The organism is Oceaniglobus ichthyenteri (genome assembly GCF_003057885.1).
Lineage (GTDB): Bacteria > Pseudomonadota > Alphaproteobacteria > Rhodobacterales > Rhodobacteraceae > Oceaniglobus > Oceaniglobus ichthyenteri.
Genome location: NZ_QAGK01000002.1, coordinates 414,658 through 440,536, shown reverse-complemented (window position 1 = coordinate 440,536; position 25,879 = coordinate 414,658). Strand labels below are relative to the sequence as shown.

Annotated in this window: 26 protein-coding genes; 21 read left to right on the top strand and 5 right to left on the bottom strand. The window is 59.2% G+C overall.

The window, feature by feature from the left end:
- Nucleotides 1-16 precede the first annotated feature (16 nt).
- On the top strand, nt 17-457 hold the full coding sequence (locus tag C8265_RS05105; protein WP_108482888.1) for a F0F1 ATP synthase subunit epsilon: 441 nt from the start codon (nt 17-19) through the stop codon (nt 455-457).
- 100 nt (nt 458-557) lie between these two features.
- The gene (locus C8265_RS05100) at nt 558-908 is read left to right on the top strand and encodes an H-type lectin domain-containing protein (RefSeq protein WP_108482887.1); all 351 of its coding nucleotides are present in this window, start codon (nt 558-560) and stop codon (nt 906-908) included.
- A 59-nt stretch (nt 909-967) separates the two neighbouring features.
- Here C8265_RS05100 and C8265_RS05095 read toward each other — a convergent pair whose 3' ends face one another.
- Nucleotides 968-1,552 carry a DUF1285 domain-containing protein gene (locus tag C8265_RS05095; protein WP_240610980.1) on the bottom strand — a complete coding sequence of 195 codons (585 nt, stop codon included), beginning with the start codon at nt 1,550-1,552 and terminating at the stop codon, nt 968-970.
- 70 nt (nt 1,553-1,622) lie between these two features.
- Here C8265_RS05095 and C8265_RS05090 point away from each other — a divergent pair, with 70 nt between their 5' ends.
- The 4 genes from C8265_RS05090 (at nt 1,623) to C8265_RS05075 (ending at nt 8,418) form a co-directional block, all read left to right on the top strand.
- A complete protein-coding gene (locus C8265_RS05090; protein ID WP_108482885.1) occupies nt 1,623-2,630 on the top strand; it encodes an AAA family ATPase in 1,008 nt (335 codons plus the stop codon).
- Nucleotides 2,627-3,502, top strand: coding sequence for a DUF58 domain-containing protein (locus C8265_RS05085; RefSeq protein ID WP_108482884.1), 876 nt, complete (start codon nt 2,627-2,629; stop codon nt 3,500-3,502). The genes C8265_RS05090 and C8265_RS05085 overlap by 4 nt, the downstream gene beginning before the upstream one ends.
- Nucleotides 3,502-6,261, top strand: coding sequence for a DUF4159 domain-containing protein (locus tag C8265_RS05080; RefSeq protein WP_108482990.1), 2,760 nt, complete (start codon nt 3,502-3,504; stop codon nt 6,259-6,261). The genes C8265_RS05085 and C8265_RS05080 overlap by 1 nt, the downstream gene beginning before the upstream one ends.
- A gap of 96 nt (nt 6,262-6,357) precedes the next feature.
- Nucleotides 6,358-8,418, top strand: a complete 2,061-nt coding sequence (locus C8265_RS05075) for a hypothetical protein (RefSeq protein ID WP_108482883.1) — start codon at nt 6,358-6,360, stop codon at nt 8,416-8,418.
- On the opposite strand, the gene C8265_RS05070 is transcribed toward C8265_RS05075, so the two are convergent.
- Complete coding sequence (locus tag C8265_RS05070) at nt 8,415-8,768, bottom strand: hypothetical protein (RefSeq protein ID WP_108482882.1); 354 nt, start codon at nt 8,766-8,768, stop codon at nt 8,415-8,417. The two genes, C8265_RS05075 and C8265_RS05070, sit on opposite strands and share 4 nt — an antisense overlap.
- Nucleotides 8,765-9,484 (bottom strand): DUF599 domain-containing protein, encoded by a 720-nt coding sequence (locus tag C8265_RS05065; protein ID WP_108482881.1) that lies wholly within the window; start codon nt 9,482-9,484, stop codon nt 8,765-8,767. Before C8265_RS05065 ends, C8265_RS05070 begins: the two co-directional genes overlap by 4 nt.
- A 120-nt stretch (nt 9,485-9,604) precedes the next feature.
- Between C8265_RS05065 and C8265_RS05060 the strand changes: the two genes are divergently transcribed.
- The 6 genes from C8265_RS05060 to C8265_RS05035 all read left to right on the top strand — a co-directional run bounded on the left by C8265_RS05060 (nt 9,605) and on the right by C8265_RS05035 (nt 15,515).
- Nucleotides 9,605-11,038 carry an FAD-linked oxidase C-terminal domain-containing protein gene (locus tag C8265_RS05060; protein WP_108482880.1) on the top strand — a complete coding sequence of 478 codons (1,434 nt, stop codon included), beginning with the start codon at nt 9,605-9,607 and terminating at the stop codon, nt 11,036-11,038.
- A 44-nt stretch (nt 11,039-11,082) separates the two neighbouring features.
- Nucleotides 11,083-12,192 (top strand): FAD-binding protein, encoded by a 1,110-nt coding sequence (locus C8265_RS05055; RefSeq protein ID WP_108482879.1) that lies wholly within the window; start codon nt 11,083-11,085, stop codon nt 12,190-12,192.
- Nucleotides 12,193-12,204: 12 nt separating this feature from the next.
- Complete coding sequence (gene glcF, locus C8265_RS05050; protein WP_108482878.1) at nt 12,205-13,587, top strand: glycolate oxidase subunit GlcF; 1,383 nt, start codon at nt 12,205-12,207, stop codon at nt 13,585-13,587.
- A 62-nt stretch (nt 13,588-13,649) separates the two neighbouring features.
- Nucleotides 13,650-14,459: a trypsin-like serine peptidase gene (locus C8265_RS05045; protein ID WP_108482877.1), complete on the top strand. Its 810-nt coding sequence runs from the start codon at nt 13,650-13,652 to the stop codon at nt 14,457-14,459.
- Between the two features lie 218 nt (nt 14,460-14,677).
- Nucleotides 14,678-15,142, top strand: coding sequence for an Hsp20 family protein (locus tag C8265_RS05040; protein WP_108482876.1), 465 nt, complete (start codon nt 14,678-14,680; stop codon nt 15,140-15,142).
- A 136-nt stretch (nt 15,143-15,278) separates the two neighbouring features.
- Entirely contained in the window at nt 15,279-15,515 is a 237-nt protein-coding gene (locus C8265_RS05035) for an Lrp/AsnC ligand binding domain-containing protein (RefSeq protein WP_108482875.1), read from the top strand.
- Between the two features lie 68 nt (nt 15,516-15,583).
- Here the strand turns inward: C8265_RS05035 and C8265_RS05030 are convergent, their stop codons facing one another.
- On the bottom strand, nt 15,584-17,059 hold the full coding sequence (locus C8265_RS05030; protein WP_108482874.1) for an NAD-dependent succinate-semialdehyde dehydrogenase: 1,476 nt from the start codon (nt 17,057-17,059) through the stop codon (nt 15,584-15,586).
- A gap of 224 nt (nt 17,060-17,283) precedes the next feature.
- On the opposite strand from C8265_RS05030, the gene C8265_RS05025 reads away from it, so the two are divergent.
- Genes C8265_RS05025 through C8265_RS04985 form a run of 9 tightly spaced genes read left to right on the top strand, consistent with a single transcriptional unit; the run spans nt 17,284 to nt 24,729 of the window.
- The gene (locus tag C8265_RS05025) at nt 17,284-18,360 is read left to right on the top strand and encodes a hypothetical protein (RefSeq protein WP_108482873.1); all 1,077 of its coding nucleotides are present in this window, start codon (nt 17,284-17,286) and stop codon (nt 18,358-18,360) included.
- Nucleotides 18,361-18,372: 12 nt separating this feature from the next.
- Nucleotides 18,373-19,512: a hypothetical protein gene (locus C8265_RS05020; RefSeq protein ID WP_108482872.1), complete on the top strand. Its 1,140-nt coding sequence runs from the start codon at nt 18,373-18,375 to the stop codon at nt 19,510-19,512.
- 45 nt (nt 19,513-19,557) lie between these two features.
- A complete protein-coding gene (locus C8265_RS05015; RefSeq protein WP_108482871.1) occupies nt 19,558-21,492 on the top strand; it encodes an AAA family ATPase in 1,935 nt (644 codons plus the stop codon).
- Nucleotides 21,489-21,812, top strand: a complete 324-nt coding sequence (locus C8265_RS05010; protein ID WP_108482870.1) for a hypothetical protein — start codon at nt 21,489-21,491, stop codon at nt 21,810-21,812. The genes C8265_RS05015 and C8265_RS05010 overlap by 4 nt, the downstream gene beginning before the upstream one ends.
- Entirely contained in the window at nt 21,812-22,138 is a 327-nt protein-coding gene (locus tag C8265_RS05005; RefSeq protein ID WP_108482869.1) for a hypothetical protein, read from the top strand. Before C8265_RS05010 ends, C8265_RS05005 begins: the two co-directional genes overlap by 1 nt.
- Nucleotides 22,132-22,446 carry a hypothetical protein gene (locus tag C8265_RS05000; protein WP_108482868.1) on the top strand — a complete coding sequence of 105 codons (315 nt, stop codon included), beginning with the start codon at nt 22,132-22,134 and terminating at the stop codon, nt 22,444-22,446. Before C8265_RS05005 ends, C8265_RS05000 begins: the two co-directional genes overlap by 7 nt.
- Nucleotides 22,443-23,801: a DUF6638 family protein gene (locus tag C8265_RS04995; RefSeq protein WP_108482867.1), complete on the top strand. Its 1,359-nt coding sequence runs from the start codon at nt 22,443-22,445 to the stop codon at nt 23,799-23,801. Before C8265_RS05000 ends, C8265_RS04995 begins: the two co-directional genes overlap by 4 nt.
- A 4-nt stretch (nt 23,802-23,805) precedes the next feature.
- Entirely contained in the window at nt 23,806-24,075 is a 270-nt protein-coding gene (locus C8265_RS04990; protein ID WP_338065770.1) for a hypothetical protein, read from the top strand.
- Nucleotides 24,076-24,084: 9 nt separating this feature from the next.
- Nucleotides 24,085-24,729, top strand: coding sequence for a DUF1523 family protein (locus tag C8265_RS04985; RefSeq protein WP_108482866.1), 645 nt, complete (start codon nt 24,085-24,087; stop codon nt 24,727-24,729).
- Between the two features lie 58 nt (nt 24,730-24,787).
- On the opposite strand, the gene C8265_RS04980 is transcribed toward C8265_RS04985, so the two are convergent.
- Nucleotides 24,788-25,822, bottom strand: coding sequence for a fatty acid desaturase (locus C8265_RS04980; RefSeq protein ID WP_108482865.1), 1,035 nt, complete (start codon nt 25,820-25,822; stop codon nt 24,788-24,790).
- Nucleotides 25,823-25,879 lie beyond the last annotated feature (57 nt).

The window sequence follows — 25,879 nt, the reverse complement described above, 5'->3', positions numbered from 1 at the left end:
CCGAACAGGAGCCGACATGGCCGATACGATGCAATTCTCTCTCGTCAGCCCCGAGCGCAGCCTGGCCTCTTTGCAGGTGAGCGAAGTGCAGATTCCCGGTGCCGAAGGCGACATGACCGCGATGCCATCGCACGCGCCAACCATCACCACCCTGCGCCCCGGAATTCTGGTGGCCAAGGGCCCCGAAGGCACCGCAGAATTTTTCGTGACCGGCGGATTTGCCGAAATCGGTGCCGATGGCGTGACGGTTCTGGCCGAACGTGCCTTTGCCCGTGGCGACATGACCCAAGCCGATTTGGATGATATCGTATCCGAGGCGACCGAGGCCCTGAACAAGGCCAAGGCGTCGACCTTTGAAAATCAGCCGGGCCCGGTTGATGATGCGGCGAAATTGCTGGCGGATATGGTGGCTGCCGGGGGGCACATCGGCCTTTCTGCGAAACAGCCCTCTCTCTGATATCTTGATCGTTGAATGAATCGGCCCCGGTCTTCTACCGGGGCCATTTTTTTGCCCGCTTTCGGGATTATGATCCTTGCCGGAGTGAGGAGAGTGTCTGATGCGGCGACTGGAAACGCGAACCTTGGGTGTTGAGCAGGGGTCGCTCGTGCTGTTTTCCGATTATGTGGACAACGGCGCGATGTGGACCGGCACAGGCGCGCGGGAAATACAGCGGGAAATCCGGTTTTCAGAATCGTTTCGCGATGATCCGGTGGTTCAGGTGTCGATGTCGATGTGGGATATGGATCAATCAACAAACCCGCGCGCTGATTTATCCTTTGATCGGGTGTCACCTGACGGATTTTGGATAATTTTTCGAACTTGGGGTGACACCCGTATCGCCCGAGTTCGCGCCGATTGGACAGCAATGGGGCCGCTGAAAGGCCCGGATGAGTGGGAGCTTTATTGAGGCGCAATCACATGGGGCGAATGTTGGATTTGGATATTTTTAGCAAGAAAAAGCCAAAGTTAAGTCAAATCGGCCACGGGGATGATTGGGAAAAACTGTGCCGATGACCAGACGCCAAACCAATCTTGTCCGTTATGGTGCGCCGCCTCGCCTTGATCCACCAAGCGGTAAAAACTCTTGCGATCAATCAGGGCCTCTAGCCCCGCGCGCACCATGACATAAGGCGCAGGTTCCCCTGACTCCGCATCGCGGATCACGCGGATGGGGTGACCGGCATCGGCGGTGACAAAATCGCCGACATTGGTTTCAAAGGTAAGGGTGGGGGTATCGCCACCGCCAACCTGAAAATCGACAGCGACGAAAGGGGCGTCTTCGACCGTGATCCCGACCTTTTCCACCGGTGTGACCAGAAAATAATTATCGCCTTCGCGTTTCAGAATCGTTGAAAACAGCCGTACCAGCGGTTTGCGGCCAATCGGCGTGCCCAGATAAAACCATGTGCCATCGCGGGCGATATGAATGTCCAGATCGCCACAAAACGGCGGATTCCACTGGTGAACCGGCGGCAAACCGCCCTTTGATGCGGCGCGCGCGCTGGCGGCCAGGCTTTCGGCGGTGGGTTTCACGATCTTTTGTTCCCTCATTGCTTTTGCCATTTGTCCCAAGCACGATAGGTCTATGTAATATAGATATAGTCACAACCGGAGTATTGCCATGGCCGAGGCCGACGCGCTGATCGCTGAGATCGAAGAATTGGGCGAAAAGCTGGCCGAGGCCCGGGCCAGCATCACCCGCCGTTTCATCGGCCAGGAGCAGGTTGTCGATCTGGTGCTGTCGGCGCTGCTTTGTGGTGGACATGGATTGTTGATTGGTCTGCCCGGTTTGGGCAAGACCCGGCTTGTCGATACGCTCAGCACGGTGATGGGGTTGGATGGGGCGCGGGTGCAATTTACGCCTGATTTGATGCCCGCCGATATTTTAGGATCGGAAGTGTTGGAAACCGCCGCCGATGGCAGCCGGGCGTTTCGATTTATCGAAGGGCCGATCTTTTGCCAATTGTTGCTGGCCGATGAAATCAACCGCGCTTCGCCGCGCACCCAATCGGCGCTGTTGCAGGCGATGCAGGAAAATTCGGTGACTGTGGCGGGGCAACCCCATGCTTTGGGCCTGCCGTTTCATGTGTTCGCCACCCAGAATCCGATTGAGCAAGAGGGCACATATCCGTTGCCCGAGGCTCAGTTGGACCGGTTTTTGGTGCAGATCGATGTACCCTATCCGGATCGCGCGACCGAACGTGACATTCTGATTGCCACCACCGGCGTTGCCGAGGATGAGGCGGTGGGTGTTTTCACCGCGCCACAGCTTTTGGCGGCGCAATCTTTGTTGCGGCGGATGCCGGTGGGCGACGGTGTTGTTGAACTGATCCTGGATCTGGTGCGCGCGTGCCGCCCCGATGATCCCACCGCATCTGAAACGGTACGCGGATCGGTCGGGTGGGGGCCGGGCCCGCGTGCGGCGCAGGCGCTGATGCTGACCGTGCGGGCGCGCGCGCTGCTCGATGGCCGCTTGGCCCCGTCGGTTGAGGATGTGGCGGCCATGGCCGGGCCGGTGTTGACGCATCGTATGGCGCTGACCTTTGCCGCGCGGGCGCGGGGCGAAAACCTGACCCAGGTAATTTCACAGGTCGTGGCGCAAACCACCCGGATCGAGGCCGCAGCGTGAGCCACGCCGCCGATCTTCGCGCCCATGGCGAAACGCTGGCCGGGCCGCTTCCGGCGCTGTTGGCCGATGCGCAGCATTTGGCGCAATCGGTGGTGTTGGGTGCCCATGGTCGGCGGCGCGCGGGCATGGGCGATGAGTTTTGGCAATATCGCCCGGCCATGCCCGGCGATGAGGCACGGATGATTGATTGGCGCAGGTCGGGGCGCAGTGACGCGCATTTCGTTCAGGAAAAGGAATGGCAGGCGGCGCAATCGGTGCTTTTGTGGGTCGATAACGCCCGCAGCATGGAATTTACGTCAGACAAGGCGCGACCGACCAAGGCGGCGCGCGCCCGTCTTTTGGCGATGGCGGTGTCGATCCTGTTGGTACGGGGGGGCGAACGGGTTGGCCTGTCGGGGCTGGGCCTGCCGCCACGATCGGGGCCGGTGCAATTGCTGCGCCTGGCCGCGGCGATTTCTGACACCGGCGATGCACCCGATTTCGGAGCGCCCGAGGCGCGCGGCATGTTGCCCCGTTCACGCGCATTATTTGTGAGCGATTTCATGGGCGATCCGGCACCGGTGACCGCCGCACTGACCAAGGCCGCCGACCGGGGGATAAAGGGCGCGATATTGCAGATCTTGGACCCGCAGGAAGAGGCGTTTCCATTCGACGGGCGCACGATTTTCGAATCCATGGGCGGATCAGTGCGCCACGAAACCCTAAAGGCTGGTGATTTGCGGGATCGGTATTTGGAGCGGTTGGCGGCGCGCAAGGCAATGTTGGCCGATCTGGCCCGCGCCACCGGTTGGCAGTATCACTGCCACCATACGGGGCAAAGTGCCGCTTCGGCGCTGTTGTGGCTGTTTGGCGCGTTGGAACGGGATCACTGATGTTTACCTTTGCCGGCATAGGTTTCACCGCGCCTTGGTTGTTGTTGGGCTTGATCGCCCTGCCGATCCTTTGGTTGTTGTTGCGCGCCGTGCCACCCGCCCCGATCCGGCGGCGGTTTCCCGGTGTGGCCCTGTTGCTGGGCCTGAGTGATGAGGACCAGCAAAGCGATAAGACCCCTTGGTGGTTGCTATTGCTGCGCACTCTGGCGGTGGCGGCTGTAATTATCGGTTTTGCCGGGCCGGTATTGAACCCCGATGATCGGGTGCCGGGATCGGGGCCGATGTTGGTGGTGATGGATGGCACCTGGGCCGATGCGCGCGATTGGCCGCGCCGGGTGGCGCGGGTTGGCGAAGCGCTGGAAGCGGCGGCGCGCGATGGTCGCACGGCGGCGGTTGTGACCCTGACCGATTTGCCCGAGGGCGATCTGCCGTTTCAGGCGGCCGAGGCCTGGGCGCAACGCCTGCCCAGTTTGGTGCCACGGGCCTGGGGCGTGGATGGCGATGCCGCCGTGGAGTGGGCCGAGGGGTTAAGCGGTGCGTTTGAAACCCTGTGGTTGTCGGATGGTTTGGAACAGGACTGGCGCGCGCCAGTCTTGGCCGGGTTTGAAACACGCGGCGCGGTGCGTGTGTTTGAAAGCCCGCGCCCGGTGCTGGCCCTGGCCCCGGCGCGTTTTGAAGATGGCGCAATCGCTTTATCGGCCCGGCGTGCCACGCCGGGTCAGGAACAGACGGTTGAGGTCAGCGGTCGGGGGTTGGACCCAAACGGGGTTGAGCGGGAACTGGCCCGCGCCCCCCTGACCTTTGCGGCGGGCGAAACACAGGCGGAGCTGGCCCTGTCCCTGCCGCCGGAATTGCGCAACCGGATCACCCGGTTTCAGATCGAAGGCGTGCGGTCCGCCGGGGCGGTGAGCCTGACCGATGATGGGTTGAAACGCCGCGAAGTGGCGTTGATTTCCGGGCGCGACGACCGCGAGGCGCTGCAACTGCTGTCGCCCACCCACTATTTGCAACAGGCCTTGGCGCCCACTGCCGATCTGATCGATGGCAGTTTGGATGATGTTTTGTTGGCCAATCCCGATGTGATCGTGTTGGCCGATGTCGCCACGGTGACCGAGGCGGAAAGCACCGCCCTGACCGAATGGATCGACCAAGGCGGGCTGCTGTTACGCTTTGCCGGGCCGCGCCTGGCCGCCAGTGATATCAGCCGCGACGCGGAAGATCCGTTGATGCCCGTGCGCCTGCGCGCGGGGGGGCGCAGCGTGGGTGGCGCGATGAGTTGGGGCGAGCCAAAGGCACTGCGCCGTTTTGGCGATACGTCGCCGTTTTTCGGCCTGACGGTGCCGGGCGATGTGACCGTCAACGCCCAGGTCATGGCGCAGCCTGATCCGAACCTGGCCGAGCGCACCATTGCGTCGCTGGCCGATGGGACGCCTTTGGTCACCCGCAAACGGGTGGGGCAAGGGCAAGTGGTGCTGTTTCACGTCACCGCCAATGCCGAATGGTCGACCCTGCCTTTGTCGGGCCTGTTTGTGCAAATGCTGGAGCGGCTGGCCGTGTCCACCCGCCCCGCACGCCCCAGCGCGCAGGATTTGGCCGGCACAACCTGGACCGCCGATATGGTGTTGAACGGATTTGGCCAGGTTGAGGATGCGGGCACCGTGCCGGGGATCAAGGGCGAAGCTTTGGCCGCTGCTGTTCCATCGCCCGCCACCCCACCGGGGCTGTATGCGGGCGAAGACCGGCGCATCGCGCTGAATGTCATTTCCGATGATACCACGCTGTCGGCCACCACTTGGCCCGCCCGCATTCCGGTGGAAGGTTTGGCCGTGACGCGCGAAACCCTGTTGAAAGGCGCGCTTTTGTCTTTGGCGCTGGGTCTGTTGGCGCTGGATGTGCTTGCGTCGCTATGGCTGGCCGGGCGTTTGCGCGGCGCGCGCACTGTCGCGGTTGCCTTGGGGCTGGCGCTGTTCATACCGCAGGGGGGCGAGGCGCAGACGCCCGAGGATACCTTTGCGATTGAAGCCACGTCTGAGGTGGTATTGGCCCATGTGATCACTGGCGATACGGCGTTGGATGATATCGCCGCCGCCGGATTGCGCGGCCTGTCGGAAACCCTGTTCAACCGCACGTCGATTGAACCGTTGGAGCCGATTGCGGTGAACCTGGAAACCGATGAATTGTCGTTCTTTCCGTTTTTGTATTGGCCGGTAACGCCCGATCAACCGTTGCCCAGCCAAGAGGCTTACGGTCGGTTGAATACCTATTTGCGTACCGGCGGGATGATCCTGTTCGATACGCGTGACGGTGATGTGGCCGGGTTTGGCGGCGGCTCGCCCAATGGGCGCAAATTGCAACAACTGGCCCGCGCGCTGGACGTGCCGCCGTTGGAACCTGTTCCATCGGATCATGTGCTGACGCGCACATTCTATCTGCTTCAGGATTTTCCGGGCCGCCATAACAGCCGCGATGTGTGGGTTGAGGCGGCCCCGCCTGATGCGCAATCGGTGGACGGAATGCCATTTCGCAACCTGAACGATAATGTGACCCCGGTGGTGATTGGCGGCAACGATTGGGCCGCCGCCTGGGCGGTGGATATGCGCGGCAATCGGATGTTTCCGGTGGGGCGCGGGTTTGCCGGTGAGCGCCAGCGTGAAATCGCCCTGCGGTTCGGGGTAAACCTTATCATGCATGTCCTGACCGGAAATTATAAATCGGATCAGGTGCATGTGCCTGCTTTGTTGGATCGGTTGGGCCAATGATTGGGGTTTGCAACATTTTGCGGCGTTGGATTGGGGGCTGTCTGCCCCCAAACCCCCGAGGATATTTAGAGCAAGAAAAAGCCAAAGGCGGTTTCGATGGATAGCGTTATCTTTGATCCGCTGGTGCCGATGGCGGCTCTGATCGGTTTGGCGGTTTTATCGGCGCTTGTCGTTGCCCTGTGCCTGTGGCGCGGGCTTTCGGGGTGGGGATTGCGCGGGTTGGCCGCCATCGTTTTATTGGTGGCGCTGGCCAATCCGTCGCTGCAACAGGAGGACCGCGCGCCGCTGAGCGATATTGTGATCCTGGTTGTGGATGAAAGTGCCAGTCAGCGGATTTCGGATCGGCCCGATCAGGTGGCCGAAGGCGTGGCGGCGGTTGAGGCAGAGGTGGCCGGATTGCCCAACACCGAATTGCGTATCGTGCGCATGGGGGATGGCGATGGCGACCAGGGCAGCCTGTTGATGGCCGCCCTGGCCGATGCCATGGCCGAAGAGCCGCGCGCGCGGTTGGCCGGGGCGATATTACTTAGCGATGGGCGGCTGCATGATGTCGAAGCCGCGCCAGATTTGCCCGCTCCGCTGCATGTTTTGCTGACCGGGCGCGACACCGATTGGGACCGCCGATTGGTGGTGACCAATGCGCCGGCCTTTGCGATATTGGACGAACCTGTGATGTTGACCCTCAGGGTTGAGGATCAGGGGACCGCGCCCACCACCCAGGGCGCGACATTGCAAATTGCCGTGGATGGGGGCGCGCCGCAAACCTTTGTGGTGCCGGTGAACGAGGATCTGGAACTGCCTGTCACCTTGTCCCACGGTGGGATGAATGTGATTCAATTCATCACCCCCAACATTGAGGGTGAGTTGACCGACCGCAACAATGCCGCCGTCGTGCAGATAAACGGCGTGCGCGATCGTTTGCGCGTACTGTTGGTCAGTGGTGAGCCGCATGCCGGTGAGCGCACCTGGCGCAATCTTTTGAAATCGGACAGTAGCGTGGATTTGGTGCATTTCACCATTCTGCGCCCGCCGGAAAAACAAGACGGCGTGCCGGTGAGCGAGCTGTCGTTGATTGCCTTTCCCACGCGCGAGCTGTTTTTGGAAAAGATCGATGAGTTCGATTTGATCGTGTTCGATAAATACAAACGACGGGGGATTTTGCCCTCGCTGTATTTCGACAACATCCGCCAATATGTGCAACGGGGCGGCGCGGTTTTGGTGGCGGCGGGGCCGGATTTTGCCGGGGCCGAATCGATTTTTCGCTCGCCCTTGGGCGATGTGATGCCGGGCGCGCCCACAGCGCGGGTGTTTGAGCAGGGGTTTCTGCCGACATTATCGGATCTGGGGCAACGCCACCCGGTGACCGAAGGGTTGGATGTGGGCCATGGGCCGCTGAACGATGGATTGCCCAGTTGGGGCCGGTGGATGCGCCAAGTTGAACTGATGCCGATTGCGGGCCAGACGGTGATGGAGGGTGTCGATGGCAGCCCGCTGTTGATCCTGAATCGCGTCGGCGAGGGGCGCGTGGCGCTTTTGGGGTCGGATCACGCCTGGCTGTGGTCGCGCGGTTATGAGGGTGGCGGGCCACAGTTGGAATTGCTGCGCCGTCTTGCCCATTGGATGATGAAAGAGCCCGAGTTGGATGAAGAGGCCCTGACCGCGAGCGCCGAGGGCCAGCAGATGCGCATTTTGCGCCGCACCCTGGCCGATGATGTTGGCGATGTGGAGGTGACCGCACCCGATGGCACCACCGTGACCGTGCCATTGGAAGAGGTATCGCCGGGGCGCTTTGCCGCCGATTGGGCCGCGCCGGAAATCGGGCTGTATCGGTTGCGCGAGGGCGATCAGGAGGCGGTGATCGCGCTTGGCCCATCGGCTCCGCGAGAATTTGAACAGACCGTTGCGTCGGGCGCGGCGCTGAAGCCACTGGTGGATCTGCGCCGGGGTGGGATTGTATCGCTGGAACAGGGTGCGCCAACACTGCGTTTGGTGCGCGAAGGGCGGCCCGCCGCCGGGCGCGGTTGGATCGGGATCACCCCGCGTAACGCTTATTTGACCGCCGATGTGACGGTGATGCCTTTGGTGTCGGCCTGGCTGTTTTTGGTGCTGGCGGCGATGCTGACCATCGCGGCCTGGCTGCGCGAAGGGCGGCGTTAGGGTAGGGTAAAGGGCGTTGTGGTGTCGGCCCAACCTTCGGTATTGGTGCGGGTGCGGATGAAAACCCGCGCCGTGCCGGATGGAATTGCGATGCCCGATTGCGACCGGGTGAACGGCTGTTCATCCACATGGGGGTGGGCAAGAGGGCGTTCGCCCAACACGGTGCCATTGGCCGCCTCAACCCGCCAGCCATCGGCGTAATCGTCCCATCCCGTGTCACCATGGCTAAGCGTTACGGAAAATGTCCAGGTGTCATTCGCCGTCTGGGCTTTTACCTCTTTAACGATTGCGGGGTCGGCCAAGACCGGGGCAGCCGCCAACGCAAAGACAAGGATAAATGCAGATTTCACAATGGCCCCTTTTGGTTTATCGCCGGATCGGCCAGCAAACAGTCGCGCGAGCGTGACCAGAATTCGCGTGACCACAAGACCCAGACCGTGGCCAGGATCGACAGAATCAGCGGGATCGGCCCCGCCAGCCAGGCCAGCGATGCCAAGGCGAAATACATCGACCGCAAGCCGCCATTGAAATTGGATGCCGCACGGATGTTGAGATTTGCCGCCTGAATGGCGCGCGGCAACGACAGCGGGTCGTCAACCCGGTTCGGCACCGCCGCCATCACCACCGAGGAATACCCAAACAGACGGTTGGACCAGACAAACCGCAAAAACGCGTGGGTCAGCAACAGCGCGACAAGGCCCAGTTTCAGCTCCCACACAAACGTTGGCAGGTGTTGCAGCGTCAGATCAGCGGCGACCCCGACCAAACGATCCGCATTGCCGATCAGGGCCAGAACACCGCCAATGGCGATTACGCTGGTTGAGGCAAAGAACGACGTGCTTTGACGTAAAGACCCAAGAATCGAGGCATCGAAAACCCGTGGTTCGCGCGTGATCATTTCACGCATCCAATCCTGCCGGTATTTGATCATCAAGACAGTAACCGACGGGCGTTTGGTGTTTTCCCGTTCAATCCACCACCCGATGCACAGCCAACACAGCAACAAAAGGCCCAAGGCTATGCCGTCCAGAAGTGTCATAAGTTCAGTGAGATCAAGCAGGGTCATGGGCGATACTTAGCAGCTTTGCCCCGAATCAGAAGCGGAAAACCATGATTGAACCCTTTGTCACCTTGCCAGATGCGTGCAGTGGTTATATTTCTTTACCAATTGTGCAAAGGATAGCCCATGCAAATGCCTGTTCCCGATCCTGCGATCGTGGCCCGCAAAGGCCAGATCGTTGCCCTGTTGCAAGAGGTCTTGCCCGCAGATGCGGTGATTCACGATCCGCGTGCAACCAAAGCCTATGAATGTGATGCGCTGACGGCGTATCGCTGTCCGCCGCTGTGCGCCGTTTTGCCCAGCACGACCGAAGAGGTCGCGGCGGTGCTCAGGATTTGCCATGAACAGGGCGTGCCGGTGGTGCCGCGCGGATCGGGCACATCTTTGGCCGGGGGCGCGTTGCCCACCGCCGACAGTGTGATTCTGGGCGTGGCGCGATTGAACGATGTGTTAGAGGCCGATTACGAAAACCGGGTGATCCGGGTACAAACCGGGCGCACCAACCTTTCGGTCACCGGCGCGGTTGAGGAAGCGGGGTTCTTCTATGCCCCCGACCCCAGTTCGCAATTGGCCTGCGCCATTGCCGGCAATATCGGCATGAACAGCGGCGGCGCGCATTGCCTGAAATATGGCGTGACCACCAACAACCTGTTGGGTGTGACCATGGTTTTGATGGATGGCACCGTGGTTGAAATTGGCGGCGCGCATCTCGATGCGCCGGGCCTTGATCTGTTGGGCGTGATTTGCGGGTCTGAGGGGCAGTTGGGCGTTGTGACCGAGGCGACGTTGCGGATTTTGCACAAACCCGAAGGCGCGCGCCCGGTTCTGATTGGCTATGACAGTAACGAAGTGGCGGGCGAATGTGTGTCCGACATCATCAAGGCCGGGGTTTTGCCGGTGGCGATTGAATTCATGGATCGCCCCTGTATCCGCGCCACCGAAGCGTTCGCCAAGGCCGGATACCCCGATTGCGAGGCGTTGCTGATCGTTGAGGTTGAGGGCAGCGATGCCGAAATTGACGAACAATTGGCCGTGATCACCGATATCGCGCGGCGCCATAATCCGGTGGAGCTGCGCGAAAGCACCTCGGAAGAAGAAAGCGCAAAAATCTGGCTGGGCCGCAAATCGGCCTTTGGCGCGATGGGCCAGATTGCCGATTATATGTGTCTGGACGGAACGATTCCGGTATCGGCGCTCCCTTATGTGTTGCGCCGGATTGGCGAGTTGTCAGATCAATACGGGCTGGGCGTGGGCAACGTGTTTCACGCGGGCGATGGCAATATGCACCCGTTGATCCTGTATGATGCCAATAAACCCGGCGACCTTGAAAAATGCGAGGCGATGGGCGCCGACATCCTGCGCCTTTGTGTCGAGGTCGGCGGTTGTTTGACCGGGGAACATGGCGTGGGCATCGAAAAACGCGATCTGATGGTCGATCAATACGATCCTTTGGATTTGGAAATTCAGTTGCGAGTGAAAGATGTGTTCGATCCGAAATGGCTGTTGAATCCGGCCAAGGTGTTTCCATTGGCCAATACCGAAAGTCGCCGCGCCGCCTGAGGCGTGTATGATGTTTTTTACGAATAAGTAACAAAGGGGCGGGTATGCTTGCACCAAAGGATGAGGCAGAGCTGTCTGCGATGGTGCGGTCGGCCGATGGCCCACTATGGATCGAAGGTGGCGGCACGCGTGGGCCGGGCCGCGCAACCAATGGCACACGGCTGAGTGTGGCGGGATTGTCGGGCATCACGCTGTATGAACCCGGCGCGCTGACCATCGTGGCCAAGGCAGGCACCCCATTGGCCGAGGTTGAGGCAGCATTGGCCGCCGAAAACCAACGCCTCCCGTTTGAGCCGATGGATCATCGCGCGCTGCTTGGCACAGATGGGATGCCGACGATTGGTGGCGTTGTGGCGGCCAATGTATCGGGGTCGCGCCGGATTCAGGCGGGGGCCTGCCGCGATTCCCTGATCGGGGTGCGGTTTGTCGATGGGCGTGGCGATGCGTTGAAAAATGGTGGCCGGGTGATGAAAAACGTCACCGGTTATGATCTGGTAAAACTGATGGCCGGATCGCACGGCACTTTGGGCGTTTTGAGTGAGGTATCGTTCAAGGTGTTGCCACGCACGGCGGTTCAGGCGACGTTGCGCCTGACCGGGCTGGATGTGGCCACGGGGATTGGGGCACTGTCGGCGGCGCTTGGCTCGCCTTTTGAGGTGTCGGGCGCGGCGATTGATGTGAATGGCGATGTATTGCTGCGGATCGAAGGGTTTGCAAATTCTGTCGCCTACCGCGCTGAACGGTTGCAGGGTGTGCTGGCCCCGTTTGGCCCCGCGAGTGTGGAAACCGAAGGCGGTGATGCCCTGTGGAAAGGGTTGACCGATGCCGCCGCTTTTGTCGGAACGGCGCAGGATGTGTGGCGCATTTCCGTCAAACCCAGCGATGGCGCGGCGGTGGCGGCGCGACTGCCCGATGCGACCTTGCAATTTGACTGGGGCGGCGGATTGATCTGGGCCGGGGTCGCGGCGGGCACTGACCTGCGCGCCGATCTGGGCGGAATTTCCGGTCATGCGACCCTGGTGCGCGCAGCGCCCGAAACCCACGCCGCGCTGGGCACGTTTCACCCCGAAATCGCGCCTCTGGCCGCGATCAGTGCGGGATTGCGCGCGCAGTTTGATCCGCGCGGCATATTCAACCCGGGCCGGATGGGCTGAGGAGAGACAGCGATGCAAACAAATTTCACGCCCGAACAGTTGAAAGACCCTGCCATTGCCCGCAGCAATGAGATTTTGCGCGCCTGTGTGCATTGCGGGTTTTGCACCGCCACATGTCCCACCTATCAGGTGTTGGGCGATGAGTTGGATTCGCCCCGTGGGCGGATTTATCTGATCAAGGATATGTTGGAAAACGATCGGCCCGCCGATAAAAAGACGGTCAAACATATTGATCGCTGCCTGTCGTGTCTGGCTTGTATGACGACCTGCCCTTCGGGCGTGCATTATATGCATCTGGTCGATCATGCCCGATCGCATATCGAAAAAACTTATAAGCGGCCGATGTTTGAACGGATGCTGCGCTGGACCCTTGCCCGCGTTTTGCCTAACCCGATGGTGTTTCGCTTGGCCCTGTTGGGCGCGAAAATCGGGCGGCCTTTTGCGTTTCTGGTGCCCGATGCGCGGCTGAAGGCGATGTTGGAAATGGCCCCAAAATCCATCCCTCCGGTCAGCCGCAATGATGACCCGCAAACATTTGCACCCCAAGGTGCACGGAAAATGCGCGTCGCCCTGATGACCGGTTGCGCGCAAAAGGCGCTGAACACTGATATCAACGATGCCACGATCCGCCTGTTGACCCGCCTAGGGGCCGAGGTGGTGGTGGCCGAGGGCATGGGATGCTGCGGCGCGTTGGTGCATCACATGGGCAAAGATGGCGAAAGCCACGCATCGGCGGCGAAAAACATCAAGGCTTGGATGGCCGAGGACCGGGGCAAGGGATTGGATGCCATCGTGATCAACACCAGCGGTTGTGGCACCACGGTCAAGGATTACGGCCATATGTTTCGCAATGATGCCTTGGCCGATGATGCCGCGCGGGTGTCGGAATTGGCCAAGGATGTGTCTGAGGTATTGATGGATCTGATGCCGGTTACCCCCGGCGATCCCCACAACCGCGCACGCGATCTGGTGGCGGGCATTGATGCGCAGTCTTTACCCCAGGGCACGCCCGGCGGTTTGCGCGTGGCCTATCACGCGGCCTGTTCGCTGCAACACGGTCAGCAGATCAAGACCTATCCCAAGGATTTGTTGAAACGCGCCGGGTTTACGGTGGTTGAACCGAAAGACAGCCATTTGTGTTGTGGCTCGGCCGGCACCTATAACCTGATGCAGCCTGAAATCAGCAAAGAATTGAAAAGGCGCAAGGTCTCGACCCTGATGGCGAAAGAGCCCGAGGTGATCGCGGCGGGCAATATCGGATGCATGATGCAGATCGGCAGTGCGGCGGGCGTGCCGGTGGTGCATACGGTTGAACTCTTGGATTGGGCCACGGGCGGGCCACGGCCCCCGGCGATGGACCCCGACAAAGCCCCCAAAGTGCCGCGCCTGCGCTAGGGTTTTGCCGCACCTTTGCCTTATCCTGCCGTTAATCCTTTGGTCATCAGGGGGAGACTGTTATGCGACTGGCAGGGGTGATTTTGGGCGGCATGATGTGCCTGTTGATGGCTGTCGTGGCCCAGGCACAAGAGGCATCGGGCCTTAAAACTCTGTTCACCGCCGATGACAGCCGGGGGTGGGACGGCGTGGGGCGGTTGAATCTTGGCTCTGGGTCGTTTTGCACCGGGGCGTTGATTGGCGAAGATATGGTTCTGACCGCGGCCCATTGCCTGTTTGATAACCGCACAGGTCGCCGGTTTGCGCCCGACGAAATCGAATTTCTGGCCGGTTGGCGCGATGGCCGCGCCCAGGCCTATCGCGGGGTGCGCCGTGCGATTGCGCATCCAGATTATGATATCGGCAACAAGAACATGGATCGCATGGCCCAGGATCTTGCGCTGATCCAGTTGGATCGCCCGATCAAAAATGGCCGGATCAAACCCTTTGCCACCAACAACCGCCCCCGCAAGGGCGATAGGGTGGGCGTTGTCTCTTATGCCCATGACCGGTCTGAGCGGCCCAGTTTGCAAGAGCTGTGCCATGTTCTGGCCCGTCAGTCGGGGGCCTTGATCCTGTCGTGCGAGGTTGATTTCGGATCGTCCGGCGCGCCGATTTTCGTGCTGGATGGGGATCGGCCTGAAATCGTATCGGTGGTGTCGGCCATGGGCGAGGTGCGCGATCAAAAGGTTTCGATCGGCACATCGCTGGAGCAACCCCTGGCCGATCTGATGTCGCTGATGGCCGAAGGCGATGGCGTATTTGGCCGCAAAGCACCGCAGGTGCGCCGTTTGACCGAAACCAGCAGCACCGCCAAGTTTATCAAACCCTGAGGCGGCGCATTTTGCCGTTTCACCGTGCTGATCCCGGGACTGCTCGCCCGGGGTCAGTACCCTTTGCTGCCTGACAAAATCCCGTGCATCTGGGGGTCTTGAAGCCGCGCAAACCCGTTCTTACCTATGTGATACCGGATGCCAAAATGGGTCCGGTCGATCCCGGTCTGTCCCGTGTGGGAAGGCCAAACATCGTTATCGCTTTGAAAGGATGACCTATGCGAACTTTTGATCTTGCACCGCTGTATCGTGCGACTGTTGGTTTTGACCAGGTGGCCGATCTGATGGACCGTGTTCTGACTGACAATGTCGGGCAACAGACATATCCCCCGTATAACATAGAGAAAACCGCCGATGATGGCTGGCGTATTTCGATTGCCGCTGCCGGATTCTCGGACGATGAGCTGAGCATTGAGCAGCGCGAGAATGCCTTGTTCGTATCGGCGAAAAAAGCCGCCGAAGATCAGCATCGGACCTATCTGCATCGCGGAATCGCCACCCGCGCCTTTGAACGCCGGTTCCATCTGGCCGATCACGTGCGCGTCACCGGTGCCAGCCACGTCGATGGCATGCTGAACATTGATCTAGTGCGCGAAGTGCCCGAGGCGCTGAAGCCCCGCCGGATTGCCATTGCAAAGGGCGAAACGGTTGAGGCGACAGCGGTAGAAACCGCCAACGCCTAAGCCGTAAGGCAATGTGACAGAGCGAGGCGCGCCAACTGGCGCGCCTTTTTCATGCCTGCGACAAAGTTTTGAGAACTTGGGCTGGTGCGCGTGCTTTCAAACGGTCAATACTGGCCCAAGAGCAGGAGGATTGCCCATGGAATGCGTATTCGTACAAATCAGATGTGTACCCGGTGAAACCTATAGCGTGGCGGATGAAATCGTGCTGCGTGAGCTACATTCGGAGCTGTTTTCAACCAGCGGCGATTTCGATCTGCTGTTGAAAATGTACATCCCCAAGGACGAAGATATCGGGCTGTTCATCAACGATAATCTGCGCACGATCAAAGGCATTGAACGCACGTTGACGACCCTGACATTCAAGGCATTCTGAAACCTGCGGCAAAGCGTAAAGCGCGCTGCAGCAGGTGGCACATGGCCCATGCTGCAGCGCGAGGTCGGTCAGACCGACATGCAGATATATTTCATCTCAAGATAATCTTCGATCCCGTGATGGCTGCCTTCGCGGCCCAGGCCCGATTGTTTGACGCCGCCAAACGGTGCCACCTCGGTTGAGATGATGCCGGTGTTCACGCCGACAATACCGTATTCCAGCGCCTCAGCCACTTTGTACACGTTGCTCAGGTTGTTGGCATAAAAATATGCGGCCAGGCCAAAGATCGTATCGTTGGCCATTTCGATCACTTCGTCCACATCATCGAATTTGAACAGCGGTGCCAGCGGACCAAAGGTCTCTTCGGTGGCCACGGCCATATCCTGGGTCACGCCGGTCAGGATGGTGGGTTGAAAGAACAGACCACCCAGATCATGGGCTTCGCCGCCGGTCTGTACCTTGGCGCCTTTTGATGTGGCATCCTTGATGTGATCGCGCACCTTGTCCATGGCGCTGGATTCGATCAGGGGGCCGAAATCGGCGTTGGACAGACCATCGCCCACCTTTTTGCTGCTGAGCGCAGCGGCCAGTTTTTCGGCAAAGGCATCGTAAACACCGGACTGTACATAAATCCGGTTGGCACAGACGCAGGTTTGGCCGTTGTTGCGGAATTTGCACAACATCGCGCCTTCGACGGCGGCATCCACATCGGCATCGTCAAACACGATGAACGGCGCGTTGCCGCCCAGCTCCATCGAACATTTCATCACCTGATCGGCGGCCTGCGCCAACAGAATGCGCCCCACTTCGGTCGAGCCGGTAAAGGTGAGTTTGCGCACGGTGGGGTTTTCGCAGAATTCCTTGCCGATTTCCGACGAAGATTTCGAAGGGATGATCGACAAGACGCCTTTTGGAATACCGGCACGGTCGGCCAGCACGCCAAGGGCCAAGGCCGACAGCGGCGTCAGGGTGGCCGGGCGCACAACCATCGAACAGCCCGCCGCCAGTGCCGGTGCCACCTTGCGGGTGATCATCGCATTGGGGAAATTCCACGGGGTGATCGCCGCGCACACGCCGATGGGCTGTTTCAACACCATGATGCGCTTGTCAGCCTGATGGCCGGGAATGGTTTCGCCGTAAACGCGCTTTGCCTCTTCGGCGAACCATTCGATGAATGACGCGCCGTACATGATTTCGCCTTTGGCCTCGGCCAGTGGTTTGCCCTGCTCGGCGGTCAGGATTGTGGCCAGATCATCGGCGTTTTCAACCATCAGATCGTACCAGGCGCGCAGGATGGTGGCGCGTTCTTTCGCGGTTTTCGCGGCCCATGGTTTTTGTGCGATCCGGGCTTTTTCGATGGCTGTCGCACACATGGCGCGGTCCAGATCGGCGACCTGGGCAATCACGTCACCGCGCGCGGGGTTTGACACGTCAAAGGTTGCGCCATTCGCCCCATCGACCCATTCGCCCGCCAAATATCCTTTGGTGGCAACGAGAGAGGGATCGTTCAGCAGAGAAGACAGATTTGTGGCAGTATCAAGCATGAGGCGCACTCCGTTCGTGGAAAATGTACGAGATGGCACAGTGAAACCACGTCACTTGGCCAATTGTCTAGGCCTAACCAATGATATCATCGGGATCAACGTCGGGCAGAGGGGCGCAGGCTGGGCAATTTCATCCCGCACACTGCCACTTGCCGCGCGGTTTGCGGGCTTTTAATGTGGGGGCAAGTGCCTAGGTAAATAAATATAATAATACGGAGGGCCAGATGGCCGATTTTGACGCGCAGATGCGCGAAAGCCAGGCCCAGGTGGCCGAAGCGCAAAGCAAGATTTCAGAACTTACCAGCCGGATTGAAACCGCGCGCCAGAAAATGGCGGCGGGCACCGATGTGACCGTTGAAATCGAAAATGCCACGCTTGACGATGTGCATGCCCACACCGAAATGATGAATGCCAACATCGCCGAACTGATCATGGGGCTGGATGATGTGACATCGGGGTTTTCCAAGGAATTCGCCGAAATGCGCGACAGAACCGGTTGGGAAACCTTTGTCGGGATATTTTCCGATGCCAAGGCCGATTCCATGCGCCATGAACGGATGCGCACAGCATCCGTTGATGATAAATTGCAGGATCTGATTTCAAAATCAGATGTGATCGTCAAGCTGTTAGAGGGGCAGTTGGCGGTTCTGAACGAACAGAAAACCAAGGTTGAAAGCAATCTGGTGGAAACATTGGATGACCGTGAATTCACCGTCAGCGAACTTGAATCCTTGCGTGCGCAAATTCTGGCGATGGACCCGACGATCATCGCGCTGGAAAACAAGATCAGCGTCGAACAGGACGCCGCCGCGCGCACCCGCTATGAAACCGAATTGGCCGATCTGAACAGCAAATACAATGAAATGGTCCAGCAAGAGCAGGTAAAGCTGGCCAAATCGCAAACCCTTGAGCGCTATATCGAAAAGGGCAAAACCTGGGTTGATTCACTGCAAAATCAGGCGGCGACGCAGATGGTTTTGATCAACAAACTGCAAACCGACACGAAACAGCGGGTGATCCTGTATGACGCGCTGACCAAATCACTGAAAACCGCGCAACAACAGGATGTGGCGCACCGGATCAACGAAATTGGCGTGAAAACCGACCAAGAGGCGCAAACCGCCATGGCCCAGATCGGCAGCGCCACCAACGCCCGTATGGCCGACATGCTGGAGGCCCACGAAGACCACATGGTGTTCGCCCGTCTGGTGCTGGAGCAAAAGGCCAAGGCCGACGAACGTTTTGCCCGCCGGTTTACCAAGATCGTCGAAAAGCATGACAGCAATGTTTATGGTGAATAAACGGGTGGTATCATGAGCGATATCATCACCGGTCAGGATCTGGCCCGCGATCACGTGGGCCTGTCCGACACCGACATCGCCCGGCGCTATTTCCAGAAATTTCAACGCATCACCGGCCATCTGGGCCGGGTCGCCGGGGTGATGGAGCAGGAAGGCAGCCTGAGCCGGGCCGAAGTTGGCATTCTGGCCGAGTATCTTGACCGGATCGGCAATACATTTCGCGCGCTGGGCATGAAATATCTGATGACGGGGCGCGATACCGGCACGTTTTTCGGCAGTCTGGCCATGGACACCACCGAATCCGGATTTCCGGTGTTTCGCGAACTTCTGACCATGGGCAGCGATTTTTCCCAAGCCACGGGGCATCTGCAAAATACCCCCGATCAGGCGGGATTGAAAGATATGATGCTGGGCCAGATCCTGAGTGATTTGAAAATCCCGACCAAGCTGCAATTCGCCCTGTCACAACGGATTTATTACGAAACCCTGTTGGGCGAACGTTTGTTCTGGGCGCAAAACGATCCCAAAACCATTTGGCTCTCGGGCACTGGCGAGCGGCGCAGATTTTTGGTGCATTGGGCGGTGTATGATACCCAGATCAACCTGCCGGTGATTTATCTGATGGAGGTTGAGGACACCGGGCGCATATCTCTTCCCAAGGATGCGGCACGCTGGCCTGCGGCGCAGGCGCATCTGATTGCGCAATCTTTGGCGGGGCTGAAATTATTGACCATCGCCAAAGGGTTCGATCAGGATTTCGATGATCTGCATCCAAAAAAACTGCGCCGTATTCATGTGGGGCCGATGTATTCGGCGGCCTATACCCGGCAGGTGGGACCAATTCACGATGTGTTGGAACAGGCCCGCGCGCCCGATGATCAGGATTGGTGTCTGGCCTGGACGGTTGAGGATCTGGAGAGTGAGCGGGTCGAGAGCGAGCGCAAGGGGTGGTTTTCAACGGTTGAGCGGCAGATTTTCGCACTTGACCCGTTTTCGGGGCGCGGGGCCGATACCGGGGCCACCCGCACCGAACGCTCCATTATCCTGCCGCAACGTCCGTTTCAGGTGTTGGCCGAGCTGAACCCACCGGGGTTCCGGTCGGTGCGCAAATTCGTGGTATCGCCAAACGGGCGGGTATTAAGCCATCGGTAAGGGCGATAGTTTGAGAACGAGTATGAAAAACAAACGGGGCGGGATGTGAGCATTTCAAGCGATCAGATGGAGTTGCGCGAGGCGGATATTCGCAAACATTACCCTGCCGCCTTGGCGTTGCTCGACGGGTTCGATCATACGGCGCGTGTTGCAACCGGGCGGGCGGTCGCCCCGACTGAACGCTCGCCGGGCATTGCCACGCGGCGGCGGTTTCGATCCACCACGCCGGGGTTGGTCACCCGGTCCACCGCCCGCCCCGAAGGTGTGCGATTGATCGACCGGGTTGAGGCATTGGGCGACGATGGCCTGCCCTCGCCGCTGATGGCCAGTGTGCTGCAATCCTTGCGCCGGGCGCTGGCGATTGCATTGGCTGTGGGTGAACAATTCAGCGAACGCACCGGTCTGGATGCGCTGAAACGCGAAAATCTGGCCGGTGGGTTGGCGGCATCGCGCAAGGGTGAGTTTGGCGAATTGCTGAGCGCCGAGGCGTTGGTGGTTCTGTCGGTTTTCGCCAATGCCAGCGCGTTTTTATTGGCCAGCCATGCAGGCGAAACCACTGTGGAAATCGGCGAGGTCGAAGAGGTGCTGACCGACAACGCGCCCTTGGCGCTGCACGGTGCGCTGTGGGAGTTGGACCAAGATATCGCCACCTTCGCCAGTGACGAGCCGCGCCTGGTGGCCACGCTGTTGGCCTTTGCCGAGGCGTTGATGGGCCGGGCAGAATCGCGCGCCGCCACCGCCCCCCGCACCCAGGCATTCACCAGCGCCGCCTGGCGGGTCGAGGCCGATGATTTCACGATCCAGGGGTTCACCCCATCGCGCCGGGGCAAAGGCACCGCCCTGACCATGACGTTCAAAAAGCCGAACGAAGTGGTGGGTAACCATATCGCCAAATATCAGGCGATGAAATTGTCGAAAATGCTGATGGCCTATGATTTTGAACGCCGCTTGAACCCGTTTGCCGAACTGGGCGGCTTTATCTTTACCTTTATGGGCGATGGCGCGCCGGGCACGGGCAAAACCACCCTGATTCAGATGATGGCAGGGCTGATTTCGGGCTATTGCGAGGCGGCAGGATATCCATTTCGCTATCAAAACCTGAGCACCGATAATATTGACAGTTATCAGGGCAAATCGGGGCAGAATGCCAAGGCGTTCATCAATAATATCATTGACCCTGGCGTGATCGGTTTTGGCACGATTGACGATATTGACCAACTGGCGGGTAAACGCGGCGATCGGCAATCGTCGAGCGGTCAATTGGAAATCACCGCCGTATTGATGGAAAGTTTCGCCGGCGCAAACACCGTGGTGCGGGGCAATTGCACATTCGGGATGTTTTCAAATTACCCCGAAAACGTCGATGACGCCCTGCGCCAACGGGCCGGGGCGCGGTTTTTGGTGGATGGGCCGCAAAGCCGAGATGATTACATCGATATTTTGCATCTGCTGCTGGGCAAAAACCACGATATTCCCTTGGGCGATCACGATCTTTTTGCCGCACAGCAGATAAAAAAGGCGGTCGCGGCCAGTTTTCTGTCGCATGGCCGACCGAAAGAGGACGGACTGATCAAGGTTTGGGAAAAGACCGAGGCACAGATTGGAAATTTGAATACAATCGCCAAGCTGGGAGTATATCTGAAAGGTATTCAAGAGGCCGATCCCCGGTTCACTGGCCGCGCGATTAAAAACATCACCGATGCGGTAAAGGTGCGGGCGATGGATTTCGAATTGCCCGATGAATGGATGGAAAACCCCGATCTGTTTCTATTCAAATCCTATGATGAAAAACTGTCGATGATCCGCGACATGGCACAGCCGATCACGGTGGATATGGTGATACAAGAAATCAACCGATATGCTGATTCCGAATTCCGCTATGCCGATAAATCGGATGAGGTGGCCATCGCCAATATGGTGCGAGAATTTGGCCTTGGCGAAGAAGCCAAGCGCCGGTATCTGGCGGCGAAATCCCAATGACGGTGTTGATCTTTGTCTTAACCTTGGTGGCGGCGTCGGTTGTCGTCAGCCTGGGCGTGGCGGCTTTTTTCACCGATGCGGGGGTGTATGGCGCGCTGGGCCATGGGCGGGCAATGCTGGGCGGTTTGCTGATCTGCATCGCCTGCGCCTTTGTGTTGTTTGCGGTGATGAACCCCGATCCATTGCCCTGGCCCGAAACCACCGAGGCGTATTTGCGCCGCACCCTTGGAATTACGGTATTTTCCAGTTTTGTCTGGTTGCCGATATACTTGGCGGTGTTCACCACCCTGGCCCGTCGGCGCAACCGGGAACAGGCGTGATGGCGTTGGTATTGCCCTTTGCCGGTCTTATCGGTTTGGCGATTATCGTGCCCTTTGCCCTGGCACAACTGCTGCCCGAGGGCGTGCCGGGCCTGGTGGTCAATGGCGCGCTATCGGCTTTGGCGCTGACGCTGAGTGCGGCGGGGTATTTTCTTTGGGCCTATGGGCGACAGGACAGTGCGGTGATGGATGCCATCGGGTTTGCGCCCGGGCGCACCTTGGGCTACTTTCTGCGCCTTGGCTTGGCGGCGTCCCTAATCTGGGGCCCACCGATGATTTTGGCACTGGGCGCGCAACCGCGCCGATGGAGGCATGTTCAATGGTAGATGCGTTACCGCCCGTCTGGGCCGCGGCACAATCGCTGCCGTTTGTTGCGGCGGGAATCCTGGCGGTGCTGGGATGGACCATGGCCAGGGCCGGGCGGATGTTGGTGGTTGTGGCGATATTGATCGCGCTGGGCGCGGTGGCCGCTGCGGTGATTTACGTGGTGAACGGCGTGGCGATTGCCGGCGCGTTTCAGGCCGATCCCTGGGGCGGTGCAGTGTGGTTTGCCGGGGTTGGCGCGCAATTGGCCGGGGTGGGCATTGTGCTGGCCTATCTGCGGCTGTGGACCGCGCCGAAAGGGGCCACATGAAACGCCTGATCGAAAAGGGGCTGATGTTTGGCGGTCTGATCGAAGTCTCATCGCCCGCCCTGATCGAACGCTATAACCGGGCGCTGAAACATCTGACCGGAAAAACCACCGGTTTGGCCGATTTTCATATCGATCTGTCGGGCTATTCCCCCGAAGTGGGCGATGAGTTGGGCGATCATCAATACCTGAACGCCAATGGCTGCAATCGCCAGTTTATTTTGCTGTCGACCGAGCAAAAGCGCGCGCCGCTGCTGAACATTGCGTTTTCCACCGCGCGCCCGATCCTGAAGTCTTTTATCGAAACCAATGAAAGCGAACTGTTCGCCCTGACCGCGCGCGATGCGGTGGCGGGCGAATTGGCCAATTCCGTCTTTGAAATTAGCCGCCCGGCGCGATTGTTTGACATTCGCAAGATCGTGATCGAGGCGGATACAACCCAATCCCATGTCGCGGATGCCCGCAAGCTGGGCGAAAAGATTGATCTGTTTCGCACCCGGCAGGATGCCTGGTGGGATGATGTACTGATTGCTGAAATGATCGGCCTAGCCAAACATACTGGCGATGTGACGCGCAATCCGATTACGTTAAAGCGGATGGAATTTGACCATGGCGATTTCTGGACGTCGCATTTTGGCGGCTCTTATGTGTTTCACACGGTGGAAAAACCCTTTGTGATCACGCCGCAACCCGGTGTGTTTGCCGCCGATGACCGGGTCACGGCCAAGGTGATCGGCAGCGATCAGCCCAATGCCATCGCCCGGGCGTTTGAACAGAACGGGTTGGTCGAACCGATCGTCAAGGCGCGCAATGTGGATGCGGCGGCGATCTTGCGCCAAAAGATGGATTTTATCCTGATTGATGCCGCTGCGACCCTGGAAATCGATATGGCGGGCGCCACCCGCAACGATTTGCGCGCCGTGGCGCGGCGGTTGGGCGCGGAGTTGCCCGATGCGTTTTTGGGCCTGGGCGATTTGCTGCGCTGGGTCGAAGGCGGCGGCACCTGGCCCCGGATCACCAGCGAACATCCGGCGTATTTTTACACCCTGCGTGCCGCCCCCGGCGCAGACCGCGATCTGGTGAATATGCTGTTGGCCGAACTGGCCCCGCTGGATGTGCGGCAATTGTTCATTTGCCATAAAGAGCTGTTTTATAAACTGTATCGCAGCTGGTCCGATCCGCGCCGCCAATATGTGGCGGATTTTCTGGCGCGCGAATATCAGGTGGATAAGGCAGGCACGCGCACCGCGCTGTTTGGCGCAGAACCGGGAATGGACGATGTGTCACCGCCAATCACCCCGGACGCGCCGCGCGATATCATTCGCCGGGTCGGCCCCTGGGGCGCGGTAAGGAGTTGACGATATGATCTTTGCAATGGCCCGCCTTGGCCTGATGGGGTTTGTGATACTCAGCATCATTTATGTGCTGGTGTCGATCTATTCACGATCCGTGCGCACCGAAAAGCTGGAAAAACGCTGGGAAGAGGACGGCGCAGTGGGTGATCGCGATGAATATGTGCGCGCTGGCCTCGCCGAATACGATGCCTCGGTGCGGCGCAAACTTATCCTTGGGGTGTATGTGGTGCCGGTAATCGTGATCGGAACGCTGATCTATGTGATCAATTTTTGGTAGGGAACTGCGATGATTTATGTGAAATGGACGTTCTGGATTTTGCTGATCGTGATCGTCGGCGGGTTCCTGCATTACACGCTGCCCCAGCGTGACATCGTGCGCATCGTCAACACCGAAGTGCGGCGGGTGGATGTGAATGAAAACAGCTGGTTCTGGGCGCAAACCGATGTGGGCAACGATCCGACAACGGTGAACCGCGATGTGCGGTTTATCGAAACCATCCGCCCAAATGGCAAACCAAGGGTGTATCGCAACGAAGACACCGGGTGGGGCTGGCCGCCCTATTTCAAGCTGGATTCATCCAACCTTCAGGCCGAGGCAAGTGATCTGATTTCCAACCGCGATGCGCCGCGGTGGGTGGCCCTGCGCCATTATGGCTGGCGCAATGAATTCCTGTCGATTTTCCCCAATGCGGTTGGCGTGCGCCAGGTTGATGGCCCGGATACCCGGCTGATTCCGTGGCTGAACATCAGTATTCTGGTGTTTCTGACGCTGATTATTCTGGTGATCTGGCGGATGCTTGCGCAATTTCGCGAACGCTCGATTGATCCGTTTGTCGCAGATGCGGGCGAAGCGTGGGATCGGGTGGATGGCTATGCGGATCGCAAGCGCGACAGATTTCGCCGCTGGCTGAACACCTGGAAAAAGAAATAACCGGGGATGCAGAAATTCAGGCGCTGCATGTAACGCCTGAAAGGATCACACTACGCCCTTACGCCGGGCCGTAAATCTCGGACTGTGCCTTGAACGACAGCAGGCGGCGCTGCTTTTCGTCCCACAGGTGTAGTTTGACACAGCCCAGGCTTTCACGGATCGTCAAACGCTGTGCGTTCGCCAGTTCGGGGTAATCGCGCAACACTTCAGTGAGGCGATAAAACGGGATGCGTGAATACAGGTGGTGCACATGATGCACCCCGATATTGCCCGACATCCAGCGCAGAACAGGCGGCAAATCATAGTGTGATGAGCCATGCAGCGCGGCATCGTGCAACTGCCAATCGGGTTCTTGATCCCAATGGGTTTCTTCGAACTGGTGCTGAACATAAAACAGCCAGACACCCGCCGATGCGGCCACCAGAACCGTGGGGAAAAACACCAGCGCCAATGGTTGCCAACCGCCCAGCCAGCCAACAAGAGCCAGAAACAGGATGATGAAAAAATTGGTGCCCATCGCGCTGAACCAATAGGTCGCGCGATCCGTCAGGCCCAAAGGCAGGCGATTCTGTAGCAAAAACAGGTAGGTCGGCCCAAGGCCAAACAATACCAACGGATGGCGATACAGCCGATAATGAAACCGCCCCCAAGGGGAAAGCGCGCGATATTCGGTCACGGTCAGGGTGTGCACATCGCCAATGCCGCGTTTGTCCAGATTGCCCGCCGCCGAATGGTGCAAAGAATGGGTGCGCCGCCACACGTTATACGGCGTCAGCGTCAGCACCCCCAAAATGCGCCCGGTCCAATCGGACACATGGCGGTTGCGGAAAAAACCGCCATGGCCGCAATCATGCTGAATGATGAACAGCCGCACCAGAAATCCGCCATTGATTAGCGCCAACAGCACCGAAACCACCGGCGCATAGGCCAACAGCCACCAGGCAGCCGCCCAGATGGCCAGAAACGGCACCAGACTGACCGCCAGTTCAAAGGCGCTGCGCCCGTGGTGCGGATCGCGATATTGTGCAAGGATTTTCACCCAATCACGGGCAACTTTTGGCGCGGTGTCGGCGCGCGAAACGGGGGGGATCATTCGGGTATATGCTCTTAGTAATGACGGCCTTGGCCTACCCGGTAATCCGCGCAGATT

Bases quoted from the DNA above. Each gene is read 5' to 3' on its own strand.
- C8265_RS04990 (WP_338065770.1), top strand. From the start codon at position 23,806: ATGATCTTTGCAATGGCCCGCCTTGGCCTGATGGGGTTTGTGATACTC.
- C8265_RS05095 (WP_240610980.1), bottom strand. From the start codon at position 1,552: ATGAGGGAACAAAAGATCGTGAAACCCACCGCCGAAAGCCTGGCCGCC.
- C8265_RS05010 (WP_108482870.1), top strand. From the start codon at position 21,489: ATGACGGTGTTGATCTTTGTCTTAACCTTGGTGGCGGCGTCGGTTGTC.
- C8265_RS05105 (WP_108482888.1), top strand. From the start codon at position 17: ATGGCCGATACGATGCAATTCTCTCTCGTCAGCCCCGAGCGCAGCCTG.
- C8265_RS05060 (WP_108482880.1), top strand. From the start codon at position 9,605: ATGCAAATGCCTGTTCCCGATCCTGCGATCGTGGCCCGCAAAGGCCAG.
- C8265_RS05055 (WP_108482879.1), top strand. From the start codon at position 11,083: ATGCTTGCACCAAAGGATGAGGCAGAGCTGTCTGCGATGGTGCGGTCG.
- C8265_RS04985 (WP_108482866.1), top strand. From the start codon at position 24,085: ATGATTTATGTGAAATGGACGTTCTGGATTTTGCTGATCGTGATCGTC.
- C8265_RS04980 (WP_108482865.1), bottom strand. From the start codon at position 25,822: ATGATCCCCCCCGTTTCGCGCGCCGACACCGCGCCAAAAGTTGCCCGT.
- C8265_RS05035 (WP_108482875.1), top strand. From the start codon at position 15,279: ATGGAATGCGTATTCGTACAAATCAGATGTGTACCCGGTGAAACCTAT.
- C8265_RS04995 (WP_108482867.1), top strand. From the start codon at position 22,443: ATGAAACGCCTGATCGAAAAGGGGCTGATGTTTGGCGGTCTGATCGAA.
- C8265_RS05000 (WP_108482868.1), top strand. From the start codon at position 22,132: ATGGTAGATGCGTTACCGCCCGTCTGGGCCGCGGCACAATCGCTGCCG.
- glcF (WP_108482878.1), top strand. From the start codon at position 12,205: ATGCAAACAAATTTCACGCCCGAACAGTTGAAAGACCCTGCCATTGCC.
- C8265_RS05100 (WP_108482887.1), top strand. From the start codon at position 558: ATGCGGCGACTGGAAACGCGAACCTTGGGTGTTGAGCAGGGGTCGCTC.
- C8265_RS05025 (WP_108482873.1), top strand. From the start codon at position 17,284: ATGGCCGATTTTGACGCGCAGATGCGCGAAAGCCAGGCCCAGGTGGCC.
- C8265_RS05075 (WP_108482883.1), top strand. From the start codon at position 6,358: ATGGATAGCGTTATCTTTGATCCGCTGGTGCCGATGGCGGCTCTGATC.
- C8265_RS05080 (WP_108482990.1), top strand. From the start codon at position 3,502: ATGTTTACCTTTGCCGGCATAGGTTTCACCGCGCCTTGGTTGTTGTTG.
- C8265_RS05040 (WP_108482876.1), top strand. From the start codon at position 14,678: ATGCGAACTTTTGATCTTGCACCGCTGTATCGTGCGACTGTTGGTTTT.
- C8265_RS05030 (WP_108482874.1), bottom strand. From the start codon at position 17,059: ATGCTTGATACTGCCACAAATCTGTCTTCTCTGCTGAACGATCCCTCT.
- C8265_RS05090 (WP_108482885.1), top strand. From the start codon at position 1,623: ATGGCCGAGGCCGACGCGCTGATCGCTGAGATCGAAGAATTGGGCGAA.
- C8265_RS05020 (WP_108482872.1), top strand. From the start codon at position 18,373: ATGAGCGATATCATCACCGGTCAGGATCTGGCCCGCGATCACGTGGGC.
- C8265_RS05005 (WP_108482869.1), top strand. From the start codon at position 21,812: ATGGCGTTGGTATTGCCCTTTGCCGGTCTTATCGGTTTGGCGATTATC.
- C8265_RS05065 (WP_108482881.1), bottom strand. From the start codon at position 9,484: ATGACCCTGCTTGATCTCACTGAACTTATGACACTTCTGGACGGCATA.
- C8265_RS05045 (WP_108482877.1), top strand. From the start codon at position 13,650: ATGCGACTGGCAGGGGTGATTTTGGGCGGCATGATGTGCCTGTTGATG.